General features: G+C 59.4%; 16 protein-coding genes. 11 read left to right on the top strand and 5 right to left on the bottom strand.

What is annotated here, in order from left to right; genetic code table 11:
• The gene (locus PV407_RS22185; RefSeq protein WP_332092180.1) at positions 1 to 762 is read left to right on the top strand and encodes a Cof-type HAD-IIB family hydrolase; all 762 of its coding nucleotides are present in this window, start codon (positions 1 to 3) and stop codon (positions 760 to 762) included.
• Positions 762 to 1,655 (top strand): endonuclease/exonuclease/phosphatase family protein, encoded by an 894-nt coding sequence (locus PV407_RS22180; protein WP_332092179.1) that lies wholly within the window; start codon positions 762 to 764, stop codon positions 1,653 to 1,655. Before PV407_RS22185 ends, PV407_RS22180 begins: the two co-directional genes overlap by 1 nt.
• Positions 1,656 to 1,817: 162 nt before the next feature.
• On the opposite strand, the gene PV407_RS22175 is transcribed toward PV407_RS22180, so the two are convergent.
• Positions 1,818 to 4,055: a helix-turn-helix domain-containing protein gene (locus PV407_RS22175; protein ID WP_332092178.1), complete on the bottom strand. Its 2,238-nt coding sequence runs from the start codon at positions 4,053 to 4,055 to the stop codon at positions 1,818 to 1,820.
• A 295-nt stretch (positions 4,056 to 4,350) separates the two neighbouring features.
• On the opposite strand from PV407_RS22175, the gene PV407_RS22170 reads away from it, so the two are divergent.
• The 3 genes from PV407_RS22170 to PV407_RS22160 are packed head-to-tail and all read left to right on the top strand — an operon-like array spanning position 4,351 to position 8,340.
• Positions 4,351 to 6,009 carry an extracellular solute-binding protein gene (locus PV407_RS22170; RefSeq protein ID WP_332092177.1) on the top strand — a complete coding sequence of 553 codons (1,659 nt, stop codon included), beginning with the start codon at positions 4,351 to 4,353 and terminating at the stop codon, positions 6,007 to 6,009.
• Between the two features lie 43 nt (positions 6,010 to 6,052).
• Positions 6,053 to 7,006, top strand: coding sequence for a carbon-nitrogen hydrolase family protein (locus PV407_RS22165; protein WP_332092176.1), 954 nt, complete (start codon positions 6,053 to 6,055; stop codon positions 7,004 to 7,006).
• A 26-nt stretch (positions 7,007 to 7,032) separates the two neighbouring features.
• On the top strand, positions 7,033 to 8,340 hold the full coding sequence (locus PV407_RS22160; RefSeq protein ID WP_332092175.1) for an ABC transporter substrate-binding protein: 1,308 nt from the start codon (positions 7,033 to 7,035) through the stop codon (positions 8,338 to 8,340).
• Between the two features lie 70 nt (positions 8,341 to 8,410).
• Here the strand turns inward: PV407_RS22160 and PV407_RS22155 are convergent, their stop codons facing one another.
• From PV407_RS22155 to PV407_RS22145, 3 genes are read right to left on the bottom strand one after another with little or no spacing between them, the layout of a single operon-like run.
• Positions 8,411 to 8,866 carry a VOC family protein gene (locus tag PV407_RS22155; protein WP_332092174.1) on the bottom strand — a complete coding sequence of 152 codons (456 nt, stop codon included), beginning with the start codon at positions 8,864 to 8,866 and terminating at the stop codon, positions 8,411 to 8,413.
• A 29-nt stretch (positions 8,867 to 8,895) separates the two neighbouring features.
• Complete coding sequence (locus PV407_RS22150) at positions 8,896 to 9,408, bottom strand: SRPBCC family protein (RefSeq protein WP_332092173.1); 513 nt, start codon at positions 9,406 to 9,408, stop codon at positions 8,896 to 8,898.
• A gap of 1 nt (position 9,409) precedes the next feature.
• Positions 9,410 to 9,757, bottom strand: coding sequence for a metalloregulator ArsR/SmtB family transcription factor (locus PV407_RS22145; protein WP_332092172.1), 348 nt, complete (start codon positions 9,755 to 9,757; stop codon positions 9,410 to 9,412).
• Between the two features lie 490 nt (positions 9,758 to 10,247).
• Between PV407_RS22145 and PV407_RS22140 the strand changes: the two genes are divergently transcribed.
• Positions 10,248 to 10,436, top strand: coding sequence for a hypothetical protein (locus tag PV407_RS22140; protein ID WP_332092171.1), 189 nt, complete (start codon positions 10,248 to 10,250; stop codon positions 10,434 to 10,436).
• A 124-nt stretch (positions 10,437 to 10,560) separates the two neighbouring features.
• Here PV407_RS22140 and PV407_RS22135 read toward each other — a convergent pair whose 3' ends face one another.
• Positions 10,561 to 12,846 carry a helix-turn-helix domain-containing protein gene (locus tag PV407_RS22135; RefSeq protein WP_332092170.1) on the bottom strand — a complete coding sequence of 762 codons (2,286 nt, stop codon included), beginning with the start codon at positions 12,844 to 12,846 and terminating at the stop codon, positions 10,561 to 10,563.
• A gap of 206 nt (positions 12,847 to 13,052) precedes the next feature.
• On the opposite strand from PV407_RS22135, the gene PV407_RS22130 reads away from it, so the two are divergent.
• The 5 genes from PV407_RS22130 to PV407_RS22110 all read left to right on the top strand — a co-directional run bounded on the left by PV407_RS22130 (position 13,053) and on the right by PV407_RS22110 (position 20,175).
• Positions 13,053 to 14,021 (top strand): ABC transporter permease, encoded by a 969-nt coding sequence (locus tag PV407_RS22130; protein WP_332092169.1) that lies wholly within the window; start codon positions 13,053 to 13,055, stop codon positions 14,019 to 14,021.
• An 18-nt stretch (positions 14,022 to 14,039) separates the two neighbouring features.
• Positions 14,040 to 14,906 (top strand): carbohydrate ABC transporter permease, encoded by an 867-nt coding sequence (locus PV407_RS22125; RefSeq protein ID WP_332092168.1) that lies wholly within the window; start codon positions 14,040 to 14,042, stop codon positions 14,904 to 14,906.
• A 68-nt stretch (positions 14,907 to 14,974) separates the two neighbouring features.
• Positions 14,975 to 16,498 carry an extracellular solute-binding protein gene (locus PV407_RS22120; protein WP_332092167.1) on the top strand — a complete coding sequence of 508 codons (1,524 nt, stop codon included), beginning with the start codon at positions 14,975 to 14,977 and terminating at the stop codon, positions 16,496 to 16,498.
• A gap of 1,344 nt (positions 16,499 to 17,842) precedes the next feature.
• The gene (locus PV407_RS22115; RefSeq protein ID WP_332092166.1) at positions 17,843 to 18,802 is read left to right on the top strand and encodes a DinB family protein; all 960 of its coding nucleotides are present in this window, start codon (positions 17,843 to 17,845) and stop codon (positions 18,800 to 18,802) included.
• Positions 18,799 to 20,175 carry an extracellular solute-binding protein gene (locus PV407_RS22110; protein WP_332092165.1) on the top strand — a complete coding sequence of 459 codons (1,377 nt, stop codon included), beginning with the start codon at positions 18,799 to 18,801 and terminating at the stop codon, positions 20,173 to 20,175. Before PV407_RS22115 ends, PV407_RS22110 begins: the two co-directional genes overlap by 4 nt.
• Positions 20,176 to 20,181 lie beyond the last annotated feature (6 nt).

Genomic DNA, 20,181 nt, shown 5'->3' with positions numbered 1-20,181 from the left:
ATGAACACGATGGTATTCCAACTAATCGCATTAGATATGGACGGCACGTTAATCGGAACGGATAGGGACATTTCCCCGAATAACCGCCGTTGGATCGAATCCGCTCAACAGGCGGGAGTCCGCGTCGTATTGGCGACCGGACGTCCTGTCCGTGAGGTGCTGCCCTTCGCGGAACAGCTGCGTCTCCGCTCGCCGCTTATTATCAATAACGGAAGCGAGATCTGGGAAACCCCTTCTTCCTTATATGAAAGGCATGTGATTGCGCCTGAACTCATTGAACGTTTGTTTGCCGAGATAAGCAAATACGGAAACGAAGTCGGCTTTTGGGCGCATACGGTAAGCGGGCGCATCGACAGCGCCTCGACGCTTTCCGATATTCGTTCCGCTCAGTGGCTGCAATTCGGAATCAAATCCGCAAATCTTGATCGTTTGCACCGAATCCGGGAAGAACTGACCTCTTGGGGGGAACTGGAAATCAGCAATTCCCATCCGACGAATATCGAATGCAATCCGTACGGAATCAGCAAAGCGAGCGGACTGGAGCGGGTGTGCGGCATGCTGCGCATTTCGATGGCGGACACGATCGCGGTTGGCGACAGCTTGAACGATATTCGGATGATTCGGGCAGCAGGTCTTGGCGTCGCTATGGGAAATGCCCAGGATGCGGTCAAACATGCGGCGGACGTCGTTGCTCCTTCAAACGCGGAAGACGGGGTTTCATGGGTGATCCGAAATTACTTGCTGCCGGAGGAGGGAGAATAATGACGACAAAGCATGCGTGGGCGTCCTTGTTCTTGATCGCCATACCGGTGATCGCCTTTTCCGGTTGCTCGTCGGAACAAGCAAACCATGCCGACAACGCCGCTCTAAGAGTGATGACATTCAACCTGCGCACGGCTGCCACGATTGACCGTTTCGCATGGGAGAAGCGGAGACCTGCCGTACGGGAGTTGCTCATGCAGGAAAAGCCGGATCTGATCGGCACCCAGGAGGGCACATACGCTCAATTGGCCAACATGGCCGACGATTTGCCCGCCTACCGTTGGATCGGCGAAGGCAGGGACGGGGAGCGACGCGGAGAATTCAGCGCGATATTTTATAACAAAGAACGAATGAAGCCTCTGCAGCAAGGGAACTTTTGGCTGTCGGGCACCCCTGACGTTCCCGGATCCAAAACTTGGGGCAATACTTATCCGAGAATGGCGACATGGGCCCTCTTTCAGGATCTTCGTACCCGGAAGAAGGTTTATGCGATCAATACCCATTTGGACCATCAATCCGAATTGGCCCGCCAGAAAGGCGCGGAGCTGATTATCCAGACGGCCAATACGTTCGAACCGGGCATCCCGATTTTGTTGACGGGGGATTTCAACAGCAAGCAGGGAGGCTACTCTTACGAAATATTTGTAAATAAAGGGAGCATGAAGGACGCATTTGCCGATGCGGAAGTGCGGGTTCGCGAGGAACTGGGGACGATGCATCATTTCACGGATCCGACCGGCGGAGGGAAAGACAATAAAATCGATTGGATCCTTTATCGCGGTCATGTAAACGTTCTTCGGAGCGAAGTGGTGACCTTTGGCGCAAACCGGATATATCCGAGCGATCATTACCCGGTGTTGGCCGACATTTTATTGCTGGACAGGCAAAAATAATACGTGGAGACGAATCCGCACCCATCCGGAACGTTTTCCCGATCCGAAACAGACGGCCCCTGTCCGCTCCCGAAGGAGTGGATCTAGGGTCGCTGTCGACGAGGGGACCTCGATCGTTCACGTCCAGCCGGTTTGGCTGCGCCTAACGATGCAAGCCCGGCTTCAGCCGGGCTTTTCCGCGTTCATGCCGGCTTCCGCCCGCCGATAATCGCTGGGCGTCACGCCGGTCACTTTTTTGAACATGCGTATAAACGACGTAACGTTCACGTAGCCGACCCGGGTCGCCACGTCGCGAATCGGCGCGCTCGACGTCGCCAGCAGCTCCTTCGCTTTGCCTATGCGCACCTCGTTCAAATAATCGGAGAAGTTGCTGCCCGTCTTTTCCTTCACGTAGCGCGACACGTAGCTGGGCGTCAGCCCGAGGCCGCTTGCGACGCGCTCCAGCGACAACTCCTCGTGGTATTTGCTGTGGATGCTGTCCAGAACGAATTCGACGACGGGGTCCTTTTTCTCCTTCCGTTCGGCGATCCGGCTTGCCGCCTCCGCAAGAAACCGTTCGAACAGCCGCCGGTATTCGTCCGCGCTGGCGCAAAGCTTGATTTCCTGGTACGGGGACAGCCGGTCCAGCACGGAATCGATGTCCACGCTCGCGGCGACCATCGCCTTCACCGTCTTGGCGACGATATCTTTGGCGAACGCGCGAAACTGCTCCTCGGTCGCTCCGTCCTTCTCCATGCGCCGCAGGGCGCGGTCGATGAGCGATCCGACATGCTCCGTCCGCCCGGCCTGCAGGTTGGCGTACAGCTCCTGCTCCTGGGCGGGGGAAAACCCGACGTAAAGCGGCTCCGGCACGAGCGACGTCAATAGCTGCGTTTCCGTCAGCAGCCTGCGCCGTCCGACCATGTCGAGCGCTTCCTCGTACGTTTCCGTAATGCGCGCCGGCTGCACGAGCTCGGGCTTGAACGCCACGGTCAAATAGCCGTACTGCTTGTCGCGGTCGAACACCGCTTTGAACCGATCCAGCGCCTCGAGCACGCCTTTCGCCTCGCCGTCCGTGAAGAGCAGCGACAGCACTTGATGTTTTTCCGTCTGCAGCGTGACCGATTCCGGGTATTTCTCGGAAAGCGAAATGCCGATGAATTCTTTGATGAAAAACATCGCGCGTTCCTGCTCCGCCGCCGGCAGCCCGCGAAACCGGCCGGTCATCGAAAGCTGGAACAGGACGAGGTAAAACGGCTTTTCCGCGGTCGGCAGTTCGTTCGGGCGGGTATATATGTTTTTCAGCTTGCGAATGTAGCCGAGATGCGCCAGATGCGATTGCTGGTTGCGCAAGTCGCGGCTGATGTCGAGATTCGTCTGCAAAAACTGCTTCACGTTGGCGTCGATAAACCGCAGCTCGTCGATTCGCTTCGAGGCGGGCAGCTGCGCCTGCGGACCGTGACGCTGGATCGTCTCGATTATGTTTTGGATCGGCGTATAGAAGCGGATGCTGACGAGGACGGACAACGCCGCGCTGACGACGAGCGCCAGGGCGAGCAGCACGAGCAGGACGACGTTGATGCGCGATATTTGGCTCGCGATCTTTTCGTTCGGGATGACGAGGGCATACGTAAGCCCGGTGACGTCGCCTTTGCGGAAAAAATAGTAGTTATGGTCCGCTTTCACATAGTCCCGGGCCGGGTCGAGACGGTCTGCGGAAAGCGCGAACGGGCGGCTCGGGTCGGAGCCGAACAAGATGCGGCCGCTTTCGTCCAGCATGTAGAAATAGCCGGCGGTCCGGCTGTCGAACGTGCGGAACATGCTCTCGGCGTCGAGCAGGGCGGCGATTACCATATTTTCGTCCGTCGTCGATTTCAGCAGGAGCGGAAACAAGTCGCCTTGAGGCATTTGCTGCGAATTGGCAAATGCCGCCTGCGGGTACAGCCGCAGCTTGAAACCGGCGTCGAACTGCTCCCGCCAAAAGTCGGCGCCGTACCGGGAGCTCCGGTACGTATTGGCGTACAGCGCTTCGAGACGGTCGGGCCCGCCTTGATGAACGACGAACGAGTCGGGCTTGAACTGGACGATGATGTCGTGCAAAAACAGCATGTCGTTTTCGCGGATTTCGCGGATCCGCTTGACGAGCTGATTGACGGCGTCGTTCGCGACGGAACGGTCGGCGTCGAACAAGTAGTTCAGATGATTGTTGAAAAACAGTCCGACGAGCGAAAGCTGCACGGACTGAATATGATTTTCGTACCGGTCGGCGATATGGGACAAGTTTTGCTTGCTGCTCGTCGTAATTTCGTCGCGGATGTTCCGGTAAAAGAACGAATACGAGACGAGATTGAACGACAGCAGGAGAACGATGACCGCGATGAACCCGGATAACAATTTGATGAACAACGAGTTCGTTCTCAAAGTCGTCCCCTCCGTTTCGGAAACGCTTTCGCAATCGGGATGATTCGATACGGTTGACGGGCGCATCCCGCCTTGACTCAATAAGGGTAATACGGCCGCAGCCCCAAGTCAATAGCGCGGCCGTTTACATTTTTTATACTTGTTTGCATGTTTTGATATGCCGCAACGAGCGCATACGATTGCAAAAAGAGATACTGGCGCGGCGGACGAAGCGGGTGTATGGTTGGCTTGTAAGCGGTTTCCGATGCGTGCCGCGGAAAGGGAGGCTGCATGCGCCGATCAAAGGGGGGATAGCATGCGTTTCGGCAACGGGCGGGGAAGCGGGGGCGGGGGCATCGCGGCGGCGGCCGCCGGATTGCTGCTGCTTGCCGGCTGCATCGAAGCGCCGGGCGCGGAGACGCCGCTCCCGAACGCCGGAAAGACGTCCGGAGAGCTCGTTTTCAAATACGATCCCCCGGTCGCGCTGTCGACGGTCGGGACGACGCTGCCGGCGCCGGTATACCCGCAGGGCGACGATAGGAACGACAACGCGTGGACGCGTCATTTGAGAGACAATCTCGGCATCGTCGTCGACAAATGGTGGGAAACGGCTCCGGGGCAGCTGGAGCAGAAGACGAACCTGATGATCGCCTCCGGCAGCATCCCGAACTTCTTCATCGCCACGCCGAGGCAGCTCGTCCTGCTGGAACGGGCGGACTTGATCGAAGATTTGACCGACGTTTACCCGCGCCACGCGTCCGCAAACGTTCGGGGCGTCATCGAGGAGGCCGGTCCCGAGGTGCTGGAGGCGGCGAAAATCGACGGCAAGCTGATGGGCATTCCGTTCACGGGGGTGGCGAAGGAGTCGGTGCCCGTCCTGTGGATCCGGGAAGATTGGCGAAATAAGCTGAACTTGCCGAAGCCGAAAACGATGGACGACATGCTGGCCATCGCCGAAGCGTTCGCGAAGCGGGACCCGGACGGCAACGGCCGGCACGATACGTACGGGCTCGCGCTGGACAAATCGTTGTCGATGGGAATCGGGCTGCTGAACGGGTACCGGGCGTACAAAGGCATCTGGATCGCGGAGCCGGACGGCCGGCTCGCGTACGGCAGCGTCCGGCCCGAAATGAAGCAGGCGCTCGGCAAGCTGCAGGAGATGTACCGGTCCGGGCTGATCGATCCCGATTTCGGAACCAAGGAAGGGACGAAAGTGTACGAATCGATCGGCGCGGGCCAAATCGGCATGGCATACGGATCGATATCGGGCAATACGTTGTACGCGCAAACGCCCGACAGCCGCTGGTTCGCCTACCCGGCCCCTTCGGCCGACGGAGCGCCGACGCGGGTGCAGCACGGGCTCAACCTGAACATCGGCTTTTGGGTCGTGAGGAAAGGAACGCCGCATCCGGAAGCGGTGCTGCGCATGGCCGACGAATTCGTTAAAACGTTTTACTTGAACACGGACGACGCCGTCTACAAGCAGTTCAACTTCGATATCGAGCACAAGACGTCGATCTGGCACCAGGCGCCGGTCAAGCTGTTCAAATCGTATAAAAACGCGGAAATATCCGCCCATCTCGAGCCGTTTTTATCCGCCGGCAGGACGCCGACGGCCGCGGAAAAAGCTCGGCTTACGCCGGAGGAGCGGGAGAAATACGCGCTCATTCAGGATTACTTGACCGGCAAATCGGCGGATTGGTCCGTAATCGCGCGCAACGGCCTGCACGGCGGCGGCACCGTCATTTTGGATTATGTCAAAAACGGCCAGCTGCTGGCCGACCGGTTTTACGGATCGCCGACGAAAACGATGGTGCGCAAGCAGGCGAGCCTCGCCAAGCTGGAGGAGGACGTGATGAAACGGATCATCCTCGGCGCGCCGCTCGACGAGTTCGACCAATTCGCGGAAGATTGGAAGCGGCTCGGCGGCGACGAAATCACCGCGGAAGTGAACGAATGGGCGGGCTCGAGGTGACGAGACGCCGCATCACTTTGGAGAGAGCAAGGAGGAAACGACAATGGCGCGTTTTGTGAAAATCAGCTGTTTATCGGCTCCGCAGCTGCGGGTACCGTCCGAAACGGACTTGGAGGAAACGGTCGTCCGCATGATCGCCTACTGGGAGCGCCAGCTGGAGCAGGTGCTCCCGGATCGGCCCGATCTGATCGTGCTGCCGGAATGCTGCGACAGGCCCGAGAAGTCCGGTTATACCGCCGAACGGATGAAGGAGTATTACCGGTACCGCGGCAACCGGATCCGCGATTTTTTCGCCCGCGTCGCCGCCGAGCGGCGCTGCTGGATCGCCTATTCCGCGGTGCGCGAGCTGGAGGACGGCACGTTCCGCAATTCGACGCAGCTGCTCGACCGGACCGGCGCCGTCGCCGGCGTTTACAACAAAAACCATCTCGTGGAAGGGGAGCGGACGAACGGCGGCATGCTATACGGCAAAGACGCGCCCGTATTCGAAACCGAATTCGGCCGGGTCGCCTGCGCCATTTGCTTTGACTTGAATTTCGACGAGCTGCGGCTGAAGTACGTGCGGCAAAAGCCCGATCTCATCCTGTTTTCGTCCGCGTATCACGGCGGGCTGATGCAGCAATATTGGGCGTACAGCTGCCGCGCCCATTTCGCCGGCTCGATTTATACGCATGCGACGAGCTCGATCGTATCGCCGGTAGGCGAAGTGATCGCGACGAGCACGAACTATTACCATTACGTCACGCGGACGGTCAACCTGGACTGCGAAGTGATTCACATCGATTACAACGGAGCCCATTTCCGCAAAATCAAAAACAAGTACGGCCCGAAGGTGAACATCCACGATCCGGGGCTGCTCGGTTCCGTGCTCCTCTCCAGCGAAACCGACGAATTTACCGTACAGGACATTATCCGCGAATTCGGCCTGACCCCGCTAGACGATTACTGGGAGCGGGCGACGGCCCACCGGTGCGCGCCGGGCAATATGGAGCCGTAACCGACGAAACGAAAAGGGGTGTCGCCATGCGAAAACGTTCGTTGAGAGGAATTGCCGTGCTGCTGGCGGCGGGGATCACGCTGGCCGGCTGCTCCGGCGGCGGAGGGACTTCTCCCGCCGACCCGAAGCCGGACGCGGCGAAACCGGACGCCGCGGCGAAGCGGGAGCCGGTGACGGTCAAGCTCGCCGCTCACAATTCGGTGCTGACCGCCGAGGAAATCAAAACATATATAACCGACCCCGTCGCCAAGCTTTACCCGCACATTACGGTACAGATCGTCGACATCGCGGAAAAAGGCAAAACGCTCCCGGAGCTGGTGGCGGCGAAGGACATTCCGGACATTTACGCCAATTTCCCGCTCAATCTGAACGATTATGTCCAGCTCGGGCTCGCCTACAACATGGACGAAATGATCAAGACATACAAGTTCGATCTGAACCGGATTCAGCCCGAATTCGTCGAATCGATCAAAATCGGCAGCAGCCTCGACTATTTGACCGGTCTGCCGATGTTCAACCAGTCGTTTGCGCTGTTTTACAACAAAGATTTGTTCGGGCGGATGGCGACGCCGTTTCCGAAGGACGGCATGACGTGGGAGCAGGTGCGAGACATCGCCGTCAAAATGACGAGAAGCGAAGGCGGCGTTCCGTACTGGGGATTGTGGCCGGACGGCGTTTACCGGGGGGCGTATCAGGCGAGCTTGCCGTGGGCGGACTTCAACGCGAATAAGCCCGTGTTCCAGACGCAAGCGTGGAAAGATTTGTTCGCGATGTGGTACGACCTGTACAAAATACCGGGCTACGCGCCGAAAGGGACGAACTACACGAAGGAATTCAACGAAGGCCGGCTCGCCATGATGAGCGGCTCGACCTCGACGCTGAAAAACATGCTGGCCGTCAAAGACTTGAACTGGGACGTCGTCACATATCCGCAAAATCCGAAGGCGCCGGGCGTCGGGCAGCGGGTCGATTCGTTCACGCTGGCGATTACCGCGCAAAGCAAACAGAAAGACGCCGCGTTCCAGGTCATATCCGTCATTTTGTCGGACGAGGTGCAGCGGCTCATGTCCCGGGACGGCCGGTTGTCGGTGCTGAAAGATACGGCGATCCAGAACGAATTCGGCAGCAACGTCCCCGGCTACAAGTCGAAAAACGTCGTGGCGTTTACGAAGCCGAAGCTGGCCGTTTTGCAAACGTTCAAAAATTTGCCGGCCGCGACGATTATCAACCAGGCGTTCGATTCGATGCTGTACGAGGGGAAGGACGTAAACACGGCGCTGCGCGAAGCCGACGAGAAAATGGCCCAGGCGATTCAGCAGCAGCTGAGCAAGTAAACGGCGCGGCAGTGCCGCCGCGAATGAAAGGGAAGGCGTTCCGCCGCAACGACGGAGCGCCTTCCCGGCTTTATTGCGCATAAGCTTGCTTGAGCGCTTCGATGTCGAGCTTGTTCATGCGAAGCATCGCCTGCATGACGTTGTTCGCTTTGCGTTCGTCCTTGTCCTGCAGCAGCTCCCCGAGAATCGTCGGAACGATTTGCCACGACAAGCCGAACTTGTCTTTCAGCCAGCCGCATCGCGACTCTTGCCCGCCGTCCGCGGTCAGCCTTTCCCACAAGTCGTCGACTTCTTCCTGCGTTTCGCAGTTGACGAACAGCGACACCGCTTCGTTGAACTGGAAATGGGGTCCCCCGTTCAACGCCATAAACGTTTGTCCTTCCAGTTCGAACGTCGCGGACATGAGCGTGCCGTCGCCGCGGCGGTTCGCTTGAACCGTTCGCGCGCTTTTGAAAATCGAGCTGTAAAATGCGATCGCTTCCTCCGCGTTGTTGTCGAACCATAAAAACGGGACAATTTTTTGCAAGCCGAACAGCTCCTTTCAAGGGTATGGGGTTATTCGAGCAGCGACGCGGCGTGGCCGATCCTGGCCGCCAGCTTGTCGAGCGATTGATTCATGCCGATGACCGCATATTCGGACATTTGGCCGATCGTCCAGTTGCGTTCCGTAATCCGCAGCTCGGTTTTCTCGCCGAGTTTGACGAATTCGACGACGAACTTCACTTCCTTCGGAAAATCCGGGGGCATTCCGACATCGGCGGGATCGATGACGTTGCCGTCTTTGTCGGAAAGATATTGCGTAAATTCGAGCCTTTCCAGCGGAACGATTTTCTGGTATTGGCCCGTGGAATAAAAATCTCGGGAACCTTGATGTTCCGGCGAACGCATGCAGAACAAATAGGTTCCGCCTTCGCGAAAGTTGATCTCGCACGACGGCGACGTATATTCGGCCGGACCCCACCACAGCATGACCAATCTCGGATCCGTCCACGCCTTCCATACGAGCTCCACCGGAAAATCGAACACCCGGGTAATGACCAAATCTTGCTTCTGTCCGTTTGGATTCACGTTACTTGCTCCTTTCGTCTTCGCCTTTTCGGATTTTTTCCATCTCCGCCTTCAATACGGATTCCATAGCGTCCAAGCGGCGGCTCCAACGCTTCCGCATGCTCGAGGACCATTGTTCCAGCTCGACCATCGCCGCCGTGTTCAAGGTGTAAATACGCTGCTGCGCCTTTTTCTCCACATGCACCATGTTCGACTCCCGAAGAAGTTTCAAGTGCTGGGATATCGCTTGCGGGCTGACTTCGAAATGTTCGCAAATTTCGGATGCGGATAGGCCGTTCGAATCGGCGAGCATCTCCAAAATTTTGCGCCGCGTCGGATCGGCGATTGCGGAAAATAAATCGTTGGACATCTGCTTCCGATCGTTCTCCTCCTTTCGGGCTGCGTTTGCGTCGGTGTCGAAAGTATTGTTTGCAGCTTTATAATAAAGCATTTGATTTATAAAGTAAATACTTAAATAAAAAGAGGGGGCCGCGTCTGCACGCCGGGAATAGGACGGGTCGTGCGCTCATACGCATAAAGGTACGGAGGAGGGACAGCGATGAAATACACCGTACAATATTTGCCTCTGAGCAAAATCAAGCCCGCCATGTCCATGGCGATGTCGGAGCGCGTCAAGCAGCTGCGGCGGCTCGTATGGGACAGCGTCCATTTGCTGGCGGTCCGGAAAAACGGCAAGGACGGCACGTATACGGTCGTCGGCGGCTTGGACCGGTACGAGCATATGCGGCAGCATACGCGTCAAAAAGTTCGCGCCGTGCATCGTCGAACAAAACCGCGCGGCGGCGGAAACGAAGGCGTGGTTTCGGCTGCTGCTCGGCCGGTATCCGGTCGTCGCCGACTTGCCGCGGACGGTGCCGGCCGGCTGGTCGGTCGTCCGCTCGTTTTTGAAACGGGAGCCGCGCTTTGCCCGTCTGTCGCGAGTGCAGCAGCTTCAAGTGCTGCTTCTCGGCATTCGTTACCGGAAGACGGTCGTGTGCGCCATGAAGGCGAAGGTGGAGGAGCTGCTTGCGGATCCGAAGCCGAAGTGACGGTACCGGGGCGGAAGTGACGGCAGCGAAAGAAACGTTTCTCCGCTTCGGCGATAAGTCTCAAAGACTGCTAACGCCGCCCCCGCTCCGGCTCCCGCTCTCACGCCCGCGCACGCGTGCCGCGTCAATCGGCTTCCGCCTCGTGCCGCAGGGCGACGCGGCGGAATTCGCCGGGCGTCAGCCCGCACATCCGCTTGAACATGCGGATGAACGAATTGACGTTCCGGTAGCCGATTTCCGCGGCGATGTCCTGGATGCGCGTATCGGTCTCGCTCAGCATATGCTTGGCGCGTTCCATGCGCAGCCCGTTTACGTACTCGCTGAACGTTCGCCCGGTCTTCTCGTGGAAGTAGGTCGACAAGTAGCCGCGCGACAAATTCAGCTTATCCGCAACGAGCTCCAGCGAAAGATCTTCCCCGTAATGGTTCGCCACGTAGTCGAGGACGAAGTCGCGGATCGGGTCCCGCTCTTCTTTCCGCTCCCGGACAAGCTTCGCCGCGTCCTCCGCGAAACGGCGGAACAGCCGCTCGTACTCGCCGACGCTCCAGCATTGCTTCAGCAGCAAAAACGGCGACTGCCCGCCGAGCAGCCGGCTGATGTCGTAGCGATGCTCGAGCAGCAGCTTGAGCAGCAGCGCCGCAAGCTGCTTGCCGAGCTCCGCGAACGCCCCGGCGCCGGCGCCGCCCTGCTCGAGCTGGCGGAGCAGGCCGCCGATCAGCCCGGCCGCCTTGTCGCCGCTTCCGCCGAGAACGGAGGCGGCCAGCTCCTGCTCCTGCGCGGACGTCGGCGCGGCGTCGCGCTCCTCCCGCGGCGGCTCCGAGACGATCTGCGTCTCGCGGTTCAGCCGCCGCAGGCGGATCATCGCCTGCGCCTCCTCGTAAGCGGCGGCCAGCTCGGCTCCGGTCCGCAAAGCCGCGCGGAACGCGATCGTGACGAAGCCGAATTCCCGGTTGCGGTCGAACGCGTCCTTGAGGCGGCGCAGCGTTTCGGTGACGGCGCCGGCGTCGTCGGTCGCGAACAGGAGCGACAAAAACTGCTCCTTCTCCATCTGCAGCGTGACCGAATCGGCGAACGCCCCGCTCATGTGCGCGTCGATGAGCTCGTGGACGCGATACGCCGTCTTCTCCTGGTCTTCCGCCGGCATCGGCCGCGTAATCGTCAGCTCGTACGCGATGAGGTAAAACGGCCGGCTCATTTCGATCAGATCGCGCAAATCGTTCCAGTGGTGGATGCTTTTGATTTTGCTCATATAGCCGTAGGTTTGCAGCAGCTTGTTTTTGCGGCGCAAGTCTTGATCGAACACGAGATTGTCGCGGAGAATGTCGGAGATGCGGCTGCCGAGAAAGTCGAACTCGCGGATGCTGCTCCGCAGCGGGCGCGGCTGGTCCGTTTTTTGCAGCAGCCGGACCATGCTCTGGATCGGATTGTTGATCCGGACGCTGAACCAGACCGACAGCAGCACGCTCGCCGCGACGGCCGTCCCCATTAGGAGCAGCAGCGCCCAATTGAGCCGCTCGACCTGGGCGGCGATGCGCTCGTTCGGCACGACGTTGACGTACAGCAGCGAGGAGCCCGCCCCTCTTTTGTAAAAATAGTACCGGTCGTCGATCAGACGGTAACCGGATTCGCCCCGAAACCGGGCGTCCGGGGGCAGCAGGGCGTCCGGCAGGCCGCTTGCCTCCCGGCCCGGTCCCGCGCGAAACAGCGTCTCCCCGTTCGGACCGAGCACGAAGAAGCCGTCTTCGCCGTTGTGATGAAGCGACCGGTACATGCCCTGCGCGTCGAGCAGCGCCGCCACGATATATTGGCTGCTGAATTTGTTTTTGATGACGACCGGCAGCAGCTCGCCTTTGTCGACGACCGTTTTGTCGTATTTGTACTCGCGGAACCGGGCCGAAGGGTAGACGCGGAACGTATACGGCTCGCCGAACTGCCGCTGCCAAAACGATAGGTCGTACCGGTCGCCGACGTAAAACTTCGTGAACATGTTCACCGCGTTCGTCGTGCTTTCTTTCTCCATGACGAACGAATGGTCGCGAAACAGGATGAACAAATTGTCCAAATGCAGCATCTCGTTCGACAGCAGGGCGTTCATCTCGCTTTTGACCGCCGGTACGGCGCTGTAATTCGGCTCGCCGCCGGGGCCGACGAGCGTGCCGAACTTTTCGTTGAAATAAAAGCGCATCATGTCGCTTTCGACGAGCTGCAGCTGCTTCTCGTAGCCGTTCACCGTATTGTTCAGGTTGAGCGTGTTGTGGCTGATGATTTCGTTTTGAATGTTCGTTTGGAAGAAGGCGAACGACAGCACGTTGAAGGAGAGCAGCAGCGCGATCGGCAGCAGAAAGCTGCCGAGCAGCTTGACGAACAGCGAATTGCGGCGCGCGGCGATCGTTTGCTTGACCCGGTTCATCGGCGATCCCCTTTCCCGATATGCAATCGGTCCGATTGTATGCATTTCGTCCGAAAACAATAAAGCGCTTACAAAATGACGCATTGCGGATGGCCGGAAGCGGCGTTTCCGCCTATGCTGGGTGTACGCCCATTGTAGCAAGCGGGCGGCTCGAACCGCAAGGGGCAACGCAAACGATCAATCGTCGGAATCGAGGAGGGGGAGAGATGAAGGCAGGCCGGGTAACGGGCAGCTTGCCGCCGGATGCGGTCCGCATCGGTCCGGGCTGGCGCTCCGCGCTCGCCAAACGTTTTCGCGAGAGCCGCTATTTGCTTTTGCTCGCGCTGCCGTGCGTCGTTTACTTTTTGCTGTTTCACTATGCGCCGATGTTCGGCATCGTCATTTCGTTCCAGAAGTACAATTTGTTCAAGGGGATTTGGCGCAGCGAGTGGGTCGGCTTCCACTATTACAAGTTGTTTTTCGCCAATCCGGATTTTTTCAAGCTGCTGCGCAACACGTTTCTGCTCGGGCTGTACCAGATCGCGTTCGGGTTTCCCGCGCCGATCGTGCTCGCCCTGCTGCTGAACGAGCTGCGGCACGCCGTCTTCAAGCGGCTCGTGCAGTCGGTCAGCTATTTGCCGCATTTTTTGTCCAACGTCGTCGTGGCGAGCATGATCGTCGTCTTTTTGTCGCCGTCGGGGGGGCTCGTCAACCGGCTGATCGAGGCGGTCGGCTTCGATCCGGTCAATTGGCTCATGCTGCCCGAATGGTTTCGGACGATATATGTCGCCTCCGGCATCTGGCAGGGCATCGGCTGGTCGTCGATCATTTATTTGGCGGCGCTGACGGCGATCGATCCGCACTTGTACGAAGCGGCGGAGATGGACGGGGCGGGGCGCTTCCGCCGAATGGCGTACGTGTCGCTGCCCGGCATGATGCAAACGATCGTCGTCCTGCTCATCCTGGACATCGGCCACGTGCTCGGGGTCGGCTTCGAGAAAGTGTTTCTGCTGTACAACCCGGCGACGTACGAGACGGCCGACATCATCAGCACGTACGTGTACCGGGTCGGCCTCGTGCAGGGCAACTACAGCTACGCGGCGGCGATCGACCTGTTTACCGGCGTCGTCAATCTCGCGTTTTTGCTCGCGGCCAACGCGATCAGCCGAAGGCTCGGCGAAAACAGCTTGTGGTAAAAGGAGGACGACGGCCGCATGAAGAAAAAAACAGGCGTATTCGACGTCGTCAACATCGGGCTCCTGTCGCTGCTGTTCGTCGCGACGGTATACCCGTTCGTCTACATGATCGCCGTGTCGCTCAGCGACAGCGTATCGGTCATGAAAGGCAGCGTGTTTCTGTGGCCGAAAGGATTCAACGTCGACATGTACCGGGTCGTGCTGACCGATCCGCGCATTTGGAGCGGGTATCGCAACACGGTGCTGTATACGGCGGCGGGCACGGCTGTATCGCTCGCGGTCACTTCGATGGCGGCGTACGCGCTGTCCAAGCCGCGCATGCTGTTTCACAAGCCGATCACGATCGGGATCGTCGTCACGATGTTTTTCGGCGGCGGGATGATTCCGACGTTTCTCGTCGTGAAAAGCTACGGGCTCGTCGACACGTTTTGGTCGATGATTGTTCCCGGCGCGGTCAGCGCCTGGTATTTGATCATGATGCGGACGTTTTTCGCCGGACTGCCGCAGGAGCTGGAGGAAGCGGGGAAAATGGACGGCCTGAACGATATCGGCCTGTTCGTCCGGATCGCGCTGCCGCTGTCCAAGGCGGCGCTGGCGACGATCGGCCTGTTTTACGCGGTCGGCATCTGGAACAACTTTTACTCCGCGCTTATTTATTTGCGCAATCCCGACCTCGTTCCGCTGCAAGTCATCCTGCGCAACATCGTGCTGGCGGGACAGACGAACCTGGACGGCACGTTCACGCTCGGCAAAGACCAGAAAATCGTCGAGGAGTCGCTGAAATACGCGACGATTCTCGTCGGCACGCTGCCGATTCTCGTCACGTATCCGTTTCTGCAAAAATATTTCATCCAGGGCGTGACGGTCGGCTCGCTGAAAGGATAACCGTGAAAACCGGTGGGAGGCAAGCGCCGGCTGCCGAACATAGAAAAGCGGCGGTGGCGCGAATGCGGATGAAAACAAAAGGAGCGGCAATGCTCGCGGTTGCGCTGGCCGTCGCGGCGGCCGGCTGCAGCTCGGGAGGAAGCCCGGGCGGCGACGGAAAGGGCGGCCCGGAACCGGCGCCGGGAACGGCCGCGGCGAAGACGACGCTGACGATGCTCGTCGGCAGCCAGTCGAACTGGACGTACTCCAAAGACAAGCCGATCTGGAAGGCGATCGAAGAGAGGACGAACGTCGCGATCAACGGCCAGGTGCCGCCGGGCGACAATTACAACGAAGCGGTCAACCTGACGATCGCGTCGGGCAACTTGCCCGATCTGATGTTTATGAGCAGCTTCTCGACGGCGAACAAATACGGTCAGCAGGGCGCGCTGGCGAACATTTTGGACTATCTCGACCTGATGCCGAATTTCAAAAGCTGGCTGAGCCAATACCCGGAGCTGAAGCAGCGGTATACGTCGGCGGAAGGGAAAATGTTCATGTTTCCGAACGAAGGCTTCGGGCAAGGCGAGCGGATCACGTGGATGTACCGGGACGACGTGTTCAAGAAGCACAATTTGACGGTGCCGGCGACTTACGACGAGCTGTACGAAACGCTCAAAGCGCTGAAGCGGCTATACCCGGACAGCTACCCGTTCGTCACCCGCGGCGCGTTCGGCACGATTTCGCGCATGGCGCCGCAGTTCGAAACGTACAACGACTTCTATTACGATTTCGACAAGAAGGAATGGCGGTACGGGCCGATCGAGGACAACTACAAAAAAATCGTCCTGTTTCTGAACAAGCTGTACAAGGACGGCCTGATGCCGCCCGACTGGCTGACGGTGAGAGGGAAGCAGTTCGACGATTTTATCGCGAACGACAAGTCGTTCGTCTTCCTCGACTATATGGTGATGGACTACTACAACGTGCCGCTGCGCAAAGACAATCCGCAGTTCGCCATGCGGTTCATGCCGCCCCCGGCCGGGTTCGCCGGCGCGAAACGGCAAAACATCAACCAGAACACGGTCGATTCCGGCATGACGGTCGCGTCCACCTCGTCCAAAATCAAAGAAGCGATGAAATATATGGATTTCTTCTACAGTCCGGCGGGCAAGGAGCTGTCCAGCTGGGGCATCAAAGGCGTGACGTACGAGGAGACGAACGGCGCCAAAAAATATTTGGACGCGTTCAAAACGATGTCCGACCTGCGCGAAAAGCCGGGCCTGCTCAATTACGGCACGTACACGTGGATCGACTACAACGCGCTGCTGACGCTGACGGGCGCGGAGACGAAGGAGGCGTACGCCGAGGCGGTCAAGTACGACTCCAAGCTGCAGCCGAAGCCGGCGTTCACCGAGAAGGAGAACGACGTGCTGACGACGGTCGGCCAGTCGATCGCCAAGCATCGCGAAGAAAACATCACCCGGTTCATCCTCGGGGAAAAAGGGATGGACCAATGGGACGCGTACGTGAACGAGGTCAAAAGACTCGGCCTCGAGCAGGTGATGAAGGTGTATAAAGATGCATACGATCGCGTGCTTCAGGCGAAATGACGCGGGATGCGCGAAGGCGCGCGCCGCCGGGATTTGTTCCCGGCGGCTTTTTGTTGTCGATATTGAATGTTTTACTTCGCTATCGAAAGGCTTCGATCAGAAGCTTATGCACAAATAATAGACCGCCGCAAAGAACGCCAACGCATGAAGCGAATGGCGCCTATCGTTTCCGCGTCCGACGTATCCTAATCCCGCCGGGCCGCTGGAAACGGACGAACCGGAAAACCTCCGGTTCATTCGCTCTCGTGTAGCCGTCGTATCGAAATACCGGGAGAAGCTCCCGATAAAATGGCGTTGGATCGGCGAAAAGCGCGGTTTGGACGAATGCAGCGGGACGTTTTCCCGTTGTTTTGCCCGGAAACGGGAAACGACCGAAAAGAGCGGGAGCATTTCCCTCTCGCTTCCGCTCCGCCGCCGTTTCGGCGTGCAAACCGGTTTGCGCCGAAAAGACCGTCAATTCTGGCTAATGCACTAAAGCGAAGTGCGGCTATCCGCACCGGTGACGGTGTCCGTAATCGCGCGTACCCTGGTCCAAGGCCGGGGATTTCTTTTTCTTTCGTGTCTCTACGGAAGCACGTCACAGCGTACCAGGTATTCGAGGCAAAGGGCGAATCCGGATCGACGGCTTACGAACCGTACGATGCTTATCGGCGGAAAAACGTTCGTTTTAAGGCTAACGAATCCGAATATCGTTATCGAGCCGAAAAGGGAAGAAAACGATCCGATTCGCGGGTAATAACGTTACTAAAGTTCGTTGCAAATTCAAACCGCCGCATTCGGCCCCGATAACGATATAGCGATTCGTTAGCCGTCTGACCGAAACCGAAAGAAGCGAATGGAGGCCGAAAGCGGCTGCGGAAGCTTAGGGGGAGCTTGGGATAAAGGCGAAACGTTGACGGGTCGCCTTTGAAGTCGTATGCGGCCCGCAGATCGAATCGACAACGCGGCTACACCGCGGCCGGGAGCCTAATCCCCGTTCCCTCCCATTATCAAGCGTATCGGTTTGCGCGCCAAAGTACCGTCCTGAAGTTTTTCCCGGACGGCTTTCTTAATTACGGCTCCACGCAATCGCCGTCACCCTGCCGGGCATCGGTTCGAATACCGGGATAAGCTCCCGGTAAATATGCATTGCCGCGGCGAAAAAACGCGACCGACCCATTTACCGGGCGGATTTCCCGCTAAAATAGTCGGATACGGGGAAACGGCAAAAATAGCGGAAGGTTTTCCGGCTCATTTTGTCCGTTTCGCCCGATCCGGTATGCTACAATACGGAGAGACGGTTGTCCCGCGAAGGCGGGCGACCGGCGGGAAGCAATAGCGAAAACGTATCGATGGGGTATGCGAATGGGGAACCATGCGAACCGGGCGGGACACGCGGGGCGAAAGGCGAAGCTGGTCATCGCCGCGGAATCGGTCTCCGCGTCCGTCGGCTTTTATACGGATGTGCTGCAGTGGAGGCTTGCTTCCGTCTGCGAAAAGGGGCGGTACGCGCTGCTGTCGATGCCGGGCGGCGAGTCGGCGCTGCTGGTCGAACGAGGCGCGGCGGACGAAACGGCGGCGGCGCTGGCGGAGCCCGGTGCGGCCCGATCGGCGCCGGGGGAACGATTTTTTATCAGCGTGCCGGAGGAAGGGGACGAGAATGCGCTGGAGCCGCTGAAGCAAAGAGCGGCCGCGGCGGGTGCCGTCGCGAGCGACGAAATCGAGCCGCTATGCTGGCGGACGCTGACGATTCGGACGCCGGAGGGCGGTCTGCTCGCGCACTGGCAGGAGTTCGACGCGTCCGACGAGCAAATCGTCGGCCTGTTCGCCTCCGGGCCGGACCGGCTCGAGGCGGCGCTGGCCGGACTTCCGGACGGCGCGCTCGACTTGTCGCTCGCGCCGGGCAAATGGAGCATCCGCCAGCAGGTGCTCCACCTCGTCGATCTCGATATGGCCGCGGCGCATAAGCTGAAGTTTATCGTGGCGGACGACGCGCCGGGCCGGACGTACGCTGCCAGCCGGTTCGAGCAGGACCGCTGGGCGGAAGGAATGCGCTACGCCGAACGGCCGATCGCAGCGGAGGTCGCCTTGTTCCGTCTGCTGCGGGAGCACCTGCTCGCCGTCTGCCGCGTCGTGCCCGGCGCTTTGGCGCGCAGCGTTATCGTAAGCGGCGGCCGTACCGAGACGGCGGGGCGGCTGATGAAATCGATGGCCGGTCATGCGAACGGGCATATTCGGCGCATCGAGCAAATCCGCCTGGCGGCGAGCGGCACGGCGGACGCGGCCGACCCGAAACCGGAAACGGCGCGGAGGGCGGAGCCGTGAAACGAAACGACTTTCGCTATGTCGAGATGGCGGGGCTGCTCCGCACCGAAATTATGTCCGGCTACTTGCAGCCGGGCCAATATTTGCTGCCGGAAACCGAGCTGTGCCGCAAATACGCGATCAGCCGCAATTCGCTCAGGCAGGCGCTCGACCTGCTGACGGAGGAGGGCTTGCTCGTCCGTCAGCGGGGGCGGGGCAACCGTGTCGCGGACCGGGTTCGCCCGGACGGGTACGGTCCGAACACGCTCGTCCTGCTCAGCCCGTATCGGTCGTCGTTCGCCGAGGAAGGGCTGCCGCTGCTCGTCTCGGCGTTTCGGCGCGATTATCCGGACGTGGACGTGAAGCTGCTGTATACCGGATACTTGGCCGATACGATCATGCGCGATTTGACCGGGTTCGGCGTCAAGCCGGATCTCGTGCTCGCCTGGGACCGGCATTTCATCGAGTTCGACCGGCGGGAGTTCGTCCCGCTGACGCGCATCGTTCCGGACGAGGCCGACGTTCCCGGAAAGCTGCTGCAGGCGTTCCGCAAGCAGGACGAGCTGTACGCGGCGCCGGTTACGTACTCGCCGGTTTTTCTGGCGTGCAATCCGGCGCTGTTCGAGGCGGCGGGCGTCCATATGCCCGCGCTCGAATGGAGCATGGAGCAGTTCGCCGAGGCGGCCAAACGGCTGACGCGGGACGAAGGCGGCGGCATGCTGCGCGAAACGTACGGATTCGGCTTGTCCGGCTCGCTCATCCGCTGGCCGGTGCTGGCGATGAATTTCGGCTACCGCCGCGAAACGGAAGACGGACGGTCCGGGCTCGATCGGCTGGAGGAGGCGCTCGGCTTCATGCAGCGGCTGCTGTACCGGGATCGGGTATGCCCCGTATCCGCGGTCGGCGATTGGCTGTTTTTGAACGAGCTGTTCGAGGACGGCCGGCTCGCCATGCTGCTGACGACGACGCTCGCGACTCCGATGCGGCGGCGGCCGTTTCCGCTTCGCGTCCTGCCGCTGCCGCGGCAGCCGGGCGTGACGAGCGGAAGTCTCGCGATCGCCAACGGGCTTATGGTGTCGCGCTCCGCGTCCAATCCGGAGCTGGCCCGGCGATTTATCGAATATGCGGTACGCCATGATTTCCAGAGGCGGATGTCGCAGCAGACCGGCTTTCTATCGATATACGACAGCGTCAACCGCGACGTTTGGTCGGCTTACGAGCGAAGCGTGCTCGGCATCGATCGGGAGCGGATGGACCGTTCGTGCTTCATCCACGATCTGTTTCCGGTCTTTTTCAAGCCGCAGGAGCTGGAGGGGCGGATGAAACCGTTTTGGGCCGGTCTCGAAAGTCCGCGGCACCTCGTCGCTTCTTTGTTTGCCGACCGGAACGGGTAAGGAACA

The sequence above is a fragment of the Paenibacillus sp. GYB003 genome (assembly GCF_036577625.1).
Taxonomy (GTDB): Bacteria; Bacillota; Bacilli; order Paenibacillales; family NBRC-103111; genus Paenibacillus_AB.
The sequence above is the reverse complement of the archived record's forward strand: the minus strand, read 5'-3'. Positions and strand labels throughout refer to the sequence as shown.

Bases quoted from the DNA above. Each gene is read 5' to 3' on its own strand.
- PV407_RS22185 (WP_332092180.1), top strand. From the start codon at position 1: ATGAACACGATGGTATTCCAACTAATCGCATTAGATATGGACGGCACG.
- PV407_RS22180 (WP_332092179.1), top strand. From the start codon at position 762: ATGACGACAAAGCATGCGTGGGCGTCCTTGTTCTTGATCGCCATACCG.
- PV407_RS22170 (WP_332092177.1), top strand. From the start codon at position 4,351: ATGCGTTTCGGCAACGGGCGGGGAAGCGGGGGCGGGGGCATCGCGGCG.
- PV407_RS22165 (WP_332092176.1), top strand. From the start codon at position 6,053: ATGGCGCGTTTTGTGAAAATCAGCTGTTTATCGGCTCCGCAGCTGCGG.
- PV407_RS22160 (WP_332092175.1), top strand. From the start codon at position 7,033: ATGCGAAAACGTTCGTTGAGAGGAATTGCCGTGCTGCTGGCGGCGGGG.
- PV407_RS22145 (WP_332092172.1), bottom strand. From the start codon at position 9,757: ATGTCCAACGATTTATTTTCCGCAATCGCCGATCCGACGCGGCGCAAA.
- PV407_RS22135 (WP_332092170.1), bottom strand. From the start codon at position 12,846: ATGAACCGGGTCAAGCAAACGATCGCCGCGCGCCGCAATTCGCTGTTC.
- PV407_RS22130 (WP_332092169.1), top strand. From the start codon at position 13,053: ATGAAGGCAGGCCGGGTAACGGGCAGCTTGCCGCCGGATGCGGTCCGC.
- PV407_RS22125 (WP_332092168.1), top strand. From the start codon at position 14,040: ATGAAGAAAAAAACAGGCGTATTCGACGTCGTCAACATCGGGCTCCTG.
- PV407_RS22120 (WP_332092167.1), top strand. From the start codon at position 14,975: ATGAAAACAAAAGGAGCGGCAATGCTCGCGGTTGCGCTGGCCGTCGCG.
- PV407_RS22115 (WP_332092166.1), top strand. From the start codon at position 17,843: ATGGGGAACCATGCGAACCGGGCGGGACACGCGGGGCGAAAGGCGAAG.